General features: G+C 51.7%; 12 protein-coding genes. 8 read left to right on the top strand and 4 right to left on the bottom strand.

All coding sequences use genetic code 11. From position 1 onward, the window contains the following. The coding region (locus OCV59_RS01350) for a hypothetical protein (RefSeq protein ID WP_262584025.1) at positions 1-433 on the top strand (433 nt) is incomplete at its 5' end. A gap of 78 nt (positions 434-511) precedes the next feature. Beyond that, positions 512-1,264, top strand: a complete 753-nt coding sequence (locus OCV59_RS01345; protein WP_147592521.1) for a sensor histidine kinase — start codon at positions 512-514, stop codon at positions 1,262-1,264. Between the two features lie 111 nt (positions 1,265-1,375). Here OCV59_RS01345 and OCV59_RS01340 read toward each other — a convergent pair whose 3' ends face one another. The 4 genes from OCV59_RS01340 to OCV59_RS01325 form a co-directional block, all read right to left on the bottom strand. Then, a complete protein-coding gene (locus tag OCV59_RS01340; RefSeq protein WP_147592520.1) occupies positions 1,376-2,074 on the bottom strand; it encodes a LytR/AlgR family response regulator transcription factor in 699 nt (232 codons plus the stop codon). A gap of 178 nt (positions 2,075-2,252) precedes the next feature. Continuing rightward, on the bottom strand, positions 2,253-4,469 hold the full coding sequence (locus OCV59_RS01335) for a M28 family metallopeptidase (RefSeq protein WP_262584024.1): 2,217 nt from the start codon (positions 4,467-4,469) through the stop codon (positions 2,253-2,255). Positions 4,470-4,570: 101 nt separating this feature from the next. Then, positions 4,571-5,644, bottom strand: a complete 1,074-nt coding sequence (locus OCV59_RS01330) for a response regulator transcription factor (RefSeq protein WP_262584023.1) — start codon at positions 5,642-5,644, stop codon at positions 4,571-4,573. Between the two features lie 662 nt (positions 5,645-6,306). Then, the gene (locus OCV59_RS01325; protein ID WP_147592518.1) at positions 6,307-6,945 is read right to left on the bottom strand and encodes a CvpA family protein; all 639 of its coding nucleotides are present in this window, start codon (positions 6,943-6,945) and stop codon (positions 6,307-6,309) included. A gap of 59 nt (positions 6,946-7,004) precedes the next feature. Between OCV59_RS01325 and OCV59_RS01320 the strand changes: the two genes are divergently transcribed. From OCV59_RS01320 to OCV59_RS01295, 6 genes are all read left to right on the top strand, one after another. Beyond that, positions 7,005-7,919, top strand: coding sequence for a hypothetical protein (locus OCV59_RS01320; RefSeq protein WP_147592517.1), 915 nt, complete (start codon positions 7,005-7,007; stop codon positions 7,917-7,919). Between the two features lie 89 nt (positions 7,920-8,008). Then, on the top strand, positions 8,009-8,464 hold the full coding sequence (gene tadA, locus OCV59_RS01315) for a tRNA adenosine(34) deaminase TadA (RefSeq protein WP_262584022.1): 456 nt from the start codon (positions 8,009-8,011) through the stop codon (positions 8,462-8,464). Continuing rightward, the gene (locus OCV59_RS01310; protein WP_262584021.1) at positions 8,461-9,357 is read left to right on the top strand and encodes an Ig-like domain-containing protein; all 897 of its coding nucleotides are present in this window, start codon (positions 8,461-8,463) and stop codon (positions 9,355-9,357) included. The genes tadA and OCV59_RS01310 overlap by 4 nt, the downstream gene beginning before the upstream one ends. A gap of 134 nt (positions 9,358-9,491) precedes the next feature. Next, on the top strand, positions 9,492-10,466 hold the full coding sequence (gene ispE / locus OCV59_RS01305; RefSeq protein WP_147592514.1) for a 4-(cytidine 5'-diphospho)-2-C-methyl-D-erythritol kinase: 975 nt from the start codon (positions 9,492-9,494) through the stop codon (positions 10,464-10,466). A gap of 53 nt (positions 10,467-10,519) precedes the next feature. Next, on the top strand, positions 10,520-11,197 hold the full coding sequence (locus tag OCV59_RS01300) for a GntR family transcriptional regulator (RefSeq protein WP_147592513.1): 678 nt from the start codon (positions 10,520-10,522) through the stop codon (positions 11,195-11,197). Between the two features lie 225 nt (positions 11,198-11,422). After that, on the top strand, positions 11,423-11,792 hold a 370-nt coding region (locus tag OCV59_RS01295; protein WP_262584020.1), incomplete at its 3' end, for a hypothetical protein.

The raw sequence follows: 11,792 nt of genomic DNA, 5'->3' as shown, positions 1-11,792 counted from the left end.
GCCGGACGATCCGGGCGCGGCATACCGCGCCTCTCTGCTGGGTATTTGCGACAGCATCAGCGCACAGATGAGACGTCAGACCGCATGGCAGCAGATCGAGACCGACAGGCTTTCCAGCCGTGAAAAATACGAGATCTACCACTACATTATGACAGTGATGGATAAACACAGGATCCCCGCAAGTGCGCTTTCCATATCGGTCGGAGCATACGGAAGCGTCACCGAAATAGCGTTTTCCATCCGCTCAGCCACCATGGCAGCTCCGGCTGAGAACTCGAACAAACGCCGAAAACCGCTGCACCTGCTGCTTCTCAGGCACGATATGATGTTCCGCCTGATAAAGATCATCGCATCCTCGCATGGCGGCAGCGCCACATGGAAAAAGACCGGTGGAGTCTTCACACTGTCACTGACGATACCGGATCAGCAGTGACGACAGGCAGCAACAGGTGACTGCAGGTGCCGGCAGGCACACACGGCAGCTAATGAACCAGAACAAAGGAGACAAACAATGTATTCTTCATCTACACTTTTAACAGTACTGATATTCCTCATAATCGTCAACATCATCGCCATCGTAGCGCTTTACAGAGTAAACAGGAAGCGAAAGAAACAGAACGAAAAACTGATCGCCGGATGGCAGAAGCAGAACGACTACATGGATCACAACGTGGAGTTCTGCAGCCGGGCCGGCGAGATCACACAGCAGGTGCGGCGCGCTATCGAGAGCTACGATACGCAGCAGATGGAGCAGGACTGCCTCGATGAGTGCAATGTTCTTCTCAGCTTTATCCACGGCGGCAGCAGTGCGCAGGAGGCACTCATCCTCGACAAGAAAAGCAGATGTGAAACCCTCGGGATCCGCTTCATCGACGAGATCCGCGTCCTGCCTGCAGACGGCACGATACAGGAGATCGACATCATCTCGCTGCTCGGCAACCTGCTGGACAACGCGATCGAAGCCTGTCAGGCAAGCGGCAGCAGCGACCCTTACATACGCGCCGAAAGCACGATAAAGAAAAAAGTATGGCAGCTCACTGTCAGCAACAGCAAAGATCCGGAGCTCTCACCGAAAAAGACCGGAATGGCCACAACAAAAAAAGACGCCCGCGACCATGGTCTGGGCATAGGGATCATCAGATCGATCGTATCAAAATACAACGGTACACTTAAAATGAACGACTGCGGCGATCACTTCGAGATCGAAGCGCTGCTTTTCACCAGGAAAGCGCGCCGCAGGGGAAAACAGAAACCGTCCCAATAGTGTTCAAATATTTGGGAAATGCAAAATGGCGCGTTTCCTGATTTTGAATCGGTTTTATGCGAAGTTCATGCTCATCACGTCCGGAAATCATTATTTACAAAGGGGTCATGTTCATAATGAATACTGTTCCAGCGCATCCCTGACCTTAACGTAATACGTTTTGCTCACAGGGATGCTCTTCCCGTTTTCGCATAAAAACTTTTTTCCACTGAGCTCGCACACTTTCGCCATATTCACTATATAACTGTTGTGGCAGCGGTAGAAATCTCTGTTCAGGCTGTCCAGCAGCTCCTCAAACTTGCCGTAGAAAGAAATCTTTCTGTCGACAGTATGTATATGTATCTTCCTCTTCTCATTTTCGAAGTATATGATATCGCTCAATTCTATCTTGTATATCCCCTGCTTGTTTTTTACAACCAGGCATTTTCCGTGAAGACGGTCCAGCTTTTTGCCGGCCTTTTCGAGTGCCTGCGCCAGCAGGCGGCTTTCGACCGGTTTCTTAAGGAAATAGACGTGATCTACATTGTAGACATCCAGATAGTATTCGTCGGACCCGGATACGAATATTATCTGAGAATTTTTCTGGTACTCCAGCACGCATTCCGCTATCGCGATACCGTCATCCTCCTGGTCCATATCGATGATGACGACGTCCGCAGCTTCCCTGCTGCCGGCAGCATAAAACTCCAGTTTTTCCTTTTCAGAAAACAACAGTATTTCACTGAGCCTGTCCGTTTCAAGCTCCTGTATTTTTGATCTCATTTCTTCCAGGAACCCCGGATCGACTGAATAAATTAAAATAGTCTTCACTTCTTTCACCTCTGGTTTGCATATTCTAAATCAAAACAGAGATTCTGTGTTGCATTTTGTAATAATCAGCTATTTAAATGGAACAAAAATACCGCGCGATGTCAAAAGATCCCCGTCGCTGCAAGTCAACTCATGCAGTGACGGGGATCCCGTTTCTTTATTTATTATACCTGTTGTACTATATGCTGAAAGCGTTCATAGCCTTTATCTCTGCTTCCATCGAATCTTTCAGCAGCTCCTGCTGCGCGGCGATCGCCCTGCGGTAGATCGCGATCTCATCTGCGAATGCAGCCGCACCTTTTTCTGCGCCGGCAGCACTCGCTGCACCCTGACCTGCGCCATCAGCGCCTGCAGACTCAGCAGCTGCAGCCTTTGCAAGAAGAGATACCGTAGCCTCGCTCGTGTCAGCGAACGTGAAGCCCTTGCCGGTTCCCCAGAACAGCCTGCCCGGATTCGTCTCCTCGAACAGCGTCGAATCCGCCGCTTTGCACGTCTCCGGCGAGAACGAGTAATACGTGAACTCAGCGCTGCCGTTGAGCTGCCATGCCAGATCGAGCGCACCCGGATCCTTTTCGTCGCCTGACATCTTGCCGCTTTCGAGAGCGTCTGTTATCTGCTCGAGAAGCACTATGTTTCTCTGATATGCCTCATGTTTGATCACGATCTCAAAAGTCAGGATTATCCCGACGAAGTGATCCTGTATGTATTTGAATGCTTTGAGCGTCTTTCTGCTGATCTCGCGGCCTTCGGCTCTGATCGCATCCAGTCTGACCTGGAGTTCGCTGCCTGCAGCGGTATCCGCCAGCGCGGCTTCGTATCTGCTGTTTATATCTGCGATCTGCGCGTTCAGACCTTCGACCTCGGCACGCATCTTCGCGAGAGCTGCGTCCCACTCTGCCGCATCTACACCTGCAGCCTTTGCAATTCCTGCATCGAACGCTTCCGCGATATCATCGCATGTCGCCGTCAGATCCATCTCGAGCGCAGGCTTGTGATCCACGTACATTATCATCGCGCCGTATGCATTGAGATTCGTCATCATCACGTCCGCGTTGTACGTGCTCCTGTCGTCCGACTTCGTGTGGTAGTGCTGCCTGTTCCAGTTGGCATGCTCCGGCGTATCTTCCCCGAATCCCGGAACATTGATGAAATGCGGCACGCCGCTCGCTCTGTATGAAACGCCGTCCTCGAGACAGAAGCTGTCCACCGATACACTGTTGTAGCCCTTTGGATATATGCCGTTCACCGGCGGCTTAAGCAGGCCTGAGTTTTCCACGAAATCCTTCACTATATGTGCAAATTCCGGCTCGCACTGTACAGCGAACTGTTCTTCGCCGTCGTAAAGCGCAGGCAGCTCGAAGTTGAACATCGCGATCGTCTTTCCTGCCCATTCCGGTCTGGCGTGATTTATCATCTCCCATGCACCTGTAGTCCAGTCGAACTGGGTGCCGATCTTGCCCCATTCCTCGGATGCATGCGCTACGAAAACGATATCGTTTTCAGGAACATATCCCGACCTGAGCATTCCCTGAGCCATCGCGAGGATCAGACCTATCGCACAGCTGTCGTCCTGGAAGCCGTTGAAATACACGTCGTAGTGGCCTGCAACGAGGATCTGCTGCTCTGACGATCTTCCCCTGATCTTTCCGATGACATTGTATGCGGTGCCCTCACCGGGCTGCATCACATTGTCGACTTTGAGCGTCGCCTCTGTGTGTCCCGCTTCGATGGCTGCGGCGATCTCGCGGTACTGGTTCCTGCTGATGCTCACGCACGGCATCAGATCTTTCGAACAGAGATCCTGCATGTTGATCATATCATCGGAAAACGCAGCGTAGCCGCTGTCAAGGCTGTACGTGATGATGGCCGCCGCTCCGTGCAGCTTCGCTTCGTTCATGTATTTGTCTATCCACGCGTCGTTCCACTGGTCAGCGCCTGCAACGACGATCTTTCCTGTGACGTCTTTTCCCTCGTAGTCAGCGGCATGTCCCCTGCCGACGTCCACGATCTCAGCCGTGATGCCTTCCGGCCCTGTGCCGTTCGTAGCATATGAAGCCGGCATGATATCGACATCAGTACCCGCTATCGTAAGTGACGCGTCGTTGAACTGCCATTTGTCGACGTTTATTGCGACCTTTTCGACATCAGTGAGACCGATCTCGCGCATCTTGTCAGCCAGATAATCAGCCGCCCTGTGCTCTGCATCCGAGCCCGCTGTTCTCCAGCCCAGCGCATTCGACAGATATTTCTCGTCAAATGCCAGCGTCTCCGCGATGTCATATGCAGTCTTGTGATCGACCGCATTTATGTACTTCTCCACCTGTTCATGCAAAGTGATCTTTTGCGTGCCGGCCGCCTCCGCGCAGCCGCATCCTGTTTTGCAAATACTGCTCATTTTCTCACGCTCCCTCATATTACTTATATTAATATTATTACAAGGTAAATCTACACCTGCACCGGACTATATTCAATAGTCCACCATGGACTATTCCTGTGCTATTCCCGCCCTTTTCCGGGCTGTCCGCCCTTGTCGACGAACATGATCAGATCGGCTCTGGCTGAAATGTCCAGCTTCTCAAAAATGTTGTGCATATGGTTCTTTACCGTGTATTTGGAAATGCACAGCTTTTCGGCTATCTCCGGGTTCGTCATCCTGTGATACGCCAGCTCCATCACCTCGCGCTCACGCTCGGTCAGGAAATGCGTCTCTGCGATATAGTCGAGGCGCTTCTGCAAAGCTCCGGTCTCCCTGGTATCCGCGGCACTGCTGCTGACGCCTGCGAAAGCACCGCTGCCGGAACCGTCATCCCCGGCTCCACTGTCGCCGCCACTCCTGTCTGCCTTGAACTGTGCCGTGAAGTCCTCACTCAGTATCAGCAGTATCGTCAGCATACTGCGCACCAGGAAGAACACCGGCGTCGGATCCATCACGTTCTGCCTCGCATAACTGAGCTCGCCGTTGAGCATGGATATGACAAGGATCCCGTTCCACACTCCGTTCACGACCAGCATGACCGTGATGCATATGATATATCTTCTGCATTTTTTCTGTATTATTTCGGAAAGCGCATATTTCACGTTCCACAGATTTATAAATGTGAGCATCGCCATCAGCACTGCTTCGATGATCACGGCCGCTGTATGTCCAGGTCCCTCGGCTGCCTGATAATAATCGCTCATCATAAAGCCGTAACCGGCTACTGCCAGCACCACACATATGCCGATGCCTGCGCGTGTAAACTTTTCGAGCCGCTTCAGAGACTCCGCCGCTTTCATCGTCTTTATACGCACATATGCCGTCCAGAAATACACCTGCCCGATGAACAGACAGATGTCCAGCACTCTGCACAGTGCATTCGTGCCATAGTCTCCGTTTATCAGCATGTCATAGTCAAAATAAAAATACAGTGCGTCTATCAGTCCCGTACATATCATGAAATTGCGGATCGCAGCCAGCAGCCGCTTGTTTCCCGATGACCAGTACTTTATCAGCAGTACAGCCATCAGTATCGCAAGCCCGCCCGCGAAACCGGCAAAAATATATACGAGAAAGAAAATTTTGGTGTACATATAGCTAGTCCTCTCTTGTCCATATACCGGAACTTCAGGCATGCCGGCAGGTCACGGCATCCCGGGCATTCCCTGCCGCATCCGGCATCCACGGCACTCACATGTGCGCGTGCATATCACGCCCGCCGCATACAGCACACCCGGCATTCATATGCGCAAGTGTGCACCTGATCTGCCGCCTCCGTGATCTGTCCCTGTGAACGGCAACAAAACATTTTCACTGTATTGTAAATTATATGACAAATATTCCTGAAAAGCCAGAAAAAGCGAACCGCGGCAGGAGATTTGCCCTTTGACCCGCATGCGTTTACGATGTAAAAATATGTCAAATGTATGAAATCAACGCAGATCAGTGTCCTTTCGTAACAGTGAAATTTCGGGCAAAATGCATACGAATATTTATGCTCCAAATTGTGTCGAAATATGCATAAATATTCATGAAATCCTGTGCCTCAACCAGAAAAACAGTGCTTTTTCGCATCGTGCAAAAGCGCAGGGAGCGCGAACGTCTGCGCTTTACAAAACAAGGCAGATTTGTACAAAAAACATACAGTCGACTGTTACAAAATCGACCTGCAAAAGGCTAAAACATACAATCTGGGTTTTGAAGAAAAGAAATATAACGAGAACGCGTGATGTATATTTAAACATCCGCCTCAGACTCACGAAAAGAAGCCGCCCGTAATCACCAGCAGCAGATTATTATCGTAAAGCGAGCGCGCTATAACAGAGCTGTCCAGCATATTCACCACCGAAACAGCCGCGCTGCCGCTCATAAAATCTATCACAGGAATCAGACACGCCAGAAAAAGGAACACGAGAAACAGCCCCTGCAGCGCTCCGGCCGCCATTCCCATAAGCTTGTCCCCTTTGGAAAGGATCGACCCACGGTCGCGCCTCGAAACAGGCCTTACCAGCACGCGCAGCACCAGCTTTACAAAAAACACCACGATCACAAAGCCAAGCACTGAGATCACTGTAGCGGTCATCATATTGACGAAGATGTCAGACGCGCCTTCTGCGCTGACTCTGAGCCCGCCCCTGATGATCTCCGGCATCCCGTCGACAGCGGCCTCCAGCGAATCGACGGAGCTGTCCATCTTCCTGGCAAATCCGTCCGCGATCGCAGTCCCGATAAAGCTGCCGCGCAGAGCGTCGCTCACGGCTCCGCTCATGAAAATGCCCGCAGCTGCAGCCGCGAACCAGCTCAGAGCATGGACGCACGAATATATGAATCCTTTTCGCATCCCGACCGCCATCGGCAGCACCAGAATAATGATTATTATAACGTCTAAAATCATAGCCCCTCACCTCTTTTCATATATTACTAAAAAAAACAGGAATAAACAAGGAGGACACAATGGATTTCACAAATACAACTAAAAACCCTGTCGTTCTTAGCGAAAAGAACAGGAGATTCGCGCTCGATCCGGGCTCCGGCATCCACGGCTACATCAGGCTCCAGACGGACGGGGACCGCGGCATCATCACCGCGACCGCTGAAAATCTCAAGGTTTTCCCGCACGGCGAATACACCTACAAGCTGATCTTCACAGGAGTGAAAAAAGAAAAACGCTGCTATTATATGGCGGGCGATATCACGCTTGCTCCGGACGGCACGGGCGAGGGCAGTTTCCGGATCAATCCCGCCGACATGAACGGACAGGGCCTGGCGCTCAGCGACTGCTCGGACGTGATAGTTGCAGCCATGTCACGGGTCGACCCGCGTGAAGCCCTGCACCCCGTGATGTCAGGGAGCATCGCCTTTCCGCGCTCCATCGCGAAGACCTCGACCGGCACTTCAGCCGCAAAGAAAACGCCGCGCGACTACAGCCCGTTTTACAGCAGATTCGTGCTCGACAGCTGCATCAAAATCGCGCAGAAACAGAACAGCTTCGCAGACATCAAGCCGTTCACAGACGACTACACGGGCGCGGTCTGGAAAAAGATCACCGACGTAAGCCTCTTCCCGATGATCTCGCCGGGCTCCGAACCACCGATGAAAAAATACGGGCATTTCCTCTTCGGGTGGCAGGACACCCATTACTTCCTCGGCGTTCCGGGCCGCTTCCTGCCTGAAGAGCAGCCAGACAGCGGCAAGTCAGGGTTCGTTTTCTGGCAGCCTATCATCGATATGCAAAACGGCATGCAGTCTGAAAATCTGACTACTGAGGAACGTCGTCAGAGAACGTACGGCTACTGGATCGCATCGATAAACAGATTTAACGGACATATCGAAGAAACCCCGCGCAGCAGCTCAGACAGTAATTCGTAGCCGCCCTTTGCAAATTGCGCCTCCCCTTGCAAATACCCTTGATAGGCCGGGCAAAATGTGATACTATTGTTAAGTATATGAGAAAGTATATGCTTGAAGCTCTTGAGGAGGCTAAAAAAGCTGCTGCCATGGGAGAAGTCCCCGTCGGAGCCGTTATCGTGCACGGCGGAAAGATCATCGGCAGAGGCCATAATGAAACCGAATCCCGCAGGGATCCGACAGCTCACGCAGAAATGATCGCCATAAGACAGGCGGCAGCTGCTCTGGGCGGCTGGAGACTCCCTGACTGCACCATGTTCGTCACAGTCGAACCCTGCAGCATGTGCGCAGGAGCCATCGTATGGTCACGCATCAGCAGACTTTATATAGGGACGATGGATCCCAAAGGAGGCGCCTGCGGCTCAGTGTTCAACATCCCTCAGGAACGCAGACTCAATCATTTTACAGAAATAGAAACCGGCCTCATGCAGAAAGAATGCGCCGGTCTTATGAAAGACTTTTTCAAACAGTTAAGAAGAAAAAAATCGGAGGAGAAACAGCAATGAAAAGAATAGGGGCTCTGATCTGCCTGATCATCATAACAATGTGCATGTTTGCACCTGCCAGCTTCGCTGCGAGCGAGTCTGCTGACGGAGGATTAAAGATCGAATCGTCCACTCCAGAAGACAAGGCCAAGGGCGTTTCAGTGGAAAACCTCAGTGTAAAGCTCTACTTCAGCAAAGAGATGGTGCCCGAATCAAAAGCCATCCGAGAGTCCAACACCAAGGCTTTCAAACTCACAGACAAGAAAGGCAAGAAAATACCTGTAAAGGTTTACTACAGCCATAAAGAGCAGAAAGACGGTCTCGTGATGGTAGTATCAGACACCATCGACTCCGATATCAAGATAGAAGGCAACACACAATACAAGCTGACGATCGATGAAGATCTGCAGGCAACAGACGGAACAAAGCTCGGTAAGACGCAGACTATCAGCTTCAAGACACTCGACCAGGCAAAATCCAGCAGAGTCTACACCATCATGATGGTAGTGATGATCGTAGGAATGATATTCTTCACAAGCCGCAGCGCAAAGAAAGCCGCTGAAAAAGAGCAGGAGAAGAAAGGCAAGCCTGAAACTGTGAATCCGTATAAGGAAGCGAAGAGAACAGGCAAATCCGTAGAAGAGATCGTAGAAAAAGATCAGAAGAGAAAAGCCAAGCAGGCAGAGGCTCTCGCAAAACAGAAAGAAAAAGAAGCCAAGTGGGAGGCAGAGGAGCTCGAAAGAGAAAAAGCAGCTTCGACCAAGAAAGTCTCAGTGAGAAAACCGATTTCCGCAGCAGGAAGCGATTACAAGGTAACAGTGAAAAAAACGGAACCGCCGAAGCACAGCAGCAAGGGTACCACGAACCCTAAGAACCAGAGCGGCAAGCAGAAAAACAAGAACAAGAAAAAATAGCTTGTACGCAGCGGTATCAGAAAATCATTTACAGAAATAATAAAGGGTGAGCTTCCGGCTCACCCTTTTCATTGATATCCCCTCGATCATGCCGGCTGCTGCCGGCAGTGCCGCAGGGAGATCGAAAGGAGCCGATGACATTGAAAAAAGTGCAGCTCAGAGCATATGCAAAAATCAATCTTTCCCTGGATGTGCTGGGGGTCCTCGAAAACGGTTTTCACCAGGTCGAAATGGTGATGCAGCAGATCCTTCTGTGCGACGACATCATGGTGCGCTGGGATCCGCAGAACGGCCACCAAACGCGCCAGCCGGATCTGCAGAACGACGGAAACCCGATCGCGATCCGCCTTTCCACGAACAGATACTTCCTGCCGACAGACGAACGCAACCTGGCCTACAGGGCCGCGGCTCTCATGGCAGAAAAATACGCAGGAGACCGCCGAGGCACGATCATAATAGATATAAAAAAGCGCATCCCTGTAGCTGCAGGACTCGCAGGCGGCAGCAGCAATGCGGCAGCGGTGATACATGCAGTCCGCAAACTGTGGGATCTCGATCTGACCCTCGAAGACCTGTGCAGGACAGGCGCACAGCTCGGATCGGATGTACCGTTCTGCATCATGGGCCAGGCTGCAGCAAACAAGACGCTCAAACCCGACTTTGCGAAAGACCCGCTCGCCTGCCACTGTGCACTGGCGACCGGCACCGGCACCGACCTCAGACCGCTGAAAGGCCTGCGCAGCCACCTCGTGCTTTCCAAACCGGCACTCAGCGTTTCCACGGCAAAGGTCTATCAGGGCATCGATTCCGTCGCAATACCCGAGCATCCCGACAATGACGAGCTGATCTGCGGACTCGTTACAAATTCCACCGCTCTGATCCGAAAAAATATGATCAATGTACTTGAAAACTACACATTAAAGCATTATCCTATAGTTATGTATACAAAGAACAAAATGCAGAAAATGTGCTCTCCGGGAAGCGTGCTCATGAGCGGGAGCGGCCCTACGGTCTTCGGGCTGTGCCGCGATGCAGAAGAATCCAGAACGATCTGCCGCAAGATGCTCAGAGACAACAAAGAAAGCTTCTGGACACGGACCACATGGTGAGTCGCAGCAGCACCCGCACAAAAACAGAAATAATTTAGAAAAGGATTTTGACTATGTTGAACTTTGATATCCAGAACCATAAACCGCTTCGTGAAATGGTTTACGAAGAACTGAAAATGCAGATACTCACAGGGGCGATCGTACCGGGAACAAGAATGATGGAAGTCGAACTCGCCAACCAGATCGGAGTCAGCAGGACACCGATACGCGAAGCCATCCGAAAGCTTGAAAAAGAAGGCCTCGTGGTGATCGAACCGCGAAGAGGCGCATACGCGTCGCAGATTTCCACGAAAGACATGGTGGAGATCCTCGAAGTACGCCAGAACATGGAAGGTCTCGCAGCTTTCTTTGCAGCCTCGAGGATGCAGCCGGAACAGCTGGATGACCTCAAGGAAGTTGCCGAGAAATACAACAGAGCGGTCGCAGACGGAAACATGGAGGACATGATCACTTACGACACGCGCTTTCACAGGATCATCGTGGAGTCATGCAACAACAAGATCCTCGTGCAGATGATCGAGCAGCTCCAGGAGCTCGTTCTCAGATTTCGTTACATATATTACGATGACTTCAAGAGAGCGGAGAACATGCCTGAGGAGCACCGCCTGATACTCGACGCGATCGAAAGCGGCAATGCCGACGCGGCCAGAGAAGCAGCCGACGTTCATATCGCCAGACTCAAAGAGCTCGTCATCAGAGAAAATGTCCAGCCAAAGAACATCACGGACTAAGATCCCGAACCATCGGACACGACCCGGACAGACTGCGTCATGCATCTGCCCGGTTTTTTTATGCAAAGTCTGCAGCCTCGCGGCCTGCAGGCTTTTTTCATGCAAAAGCGCACTGTCCTGCGCAGTTCCACACTTTTTGTGCCGTGTCCGCGAATATTTCTCAGACCTCGCGAATATTATTTATCAGAAAAATAATATCAGCCATCATCAAGGAGGTCGCAACACATGAATAATATATCGCCTTATGACAATATTCCCGTAAGCGGGGGAAATCCCCTCCCCGACAGTTCGGCCGGGCAGGATCAGCTGCAGTATGTCGACGTGCCTGTGGAAAATATAGCGCCTGAAAATGCGGGTACATCACCGGAAGTCACGATATCGGACCCTGCCGATCATTACGACACTGCCGATGCAGCCGGTGCTTCCAGGCGCCGCGATGAGCTCCGGGCAGCAGGCGCCGTTCATCAGGAGAGCGCAAGCCCGGCATCCTCATCTATCCAGACAGCCGACACCGAGCCTGAGAGCGCACCTGCACCGGCTCCGGCCGTGACCGGTGATCTACGAGAAAACACGAGCCCGGCCTCAGTCGCCTCAG

Source organism: Brotomerdimonas butyrica, from assembly GCF_025567305.1.
GTDB classification, from domain to species: Bacteria; Bacillota; Clostridia; order Peptostreptococcales; family Anaerovoracaceae; genus Lentihominibacter; species Lentihominibacter butyricus.
This window is presented reverse-complemented; position numbering and strand designations above follow the sequence as displayed.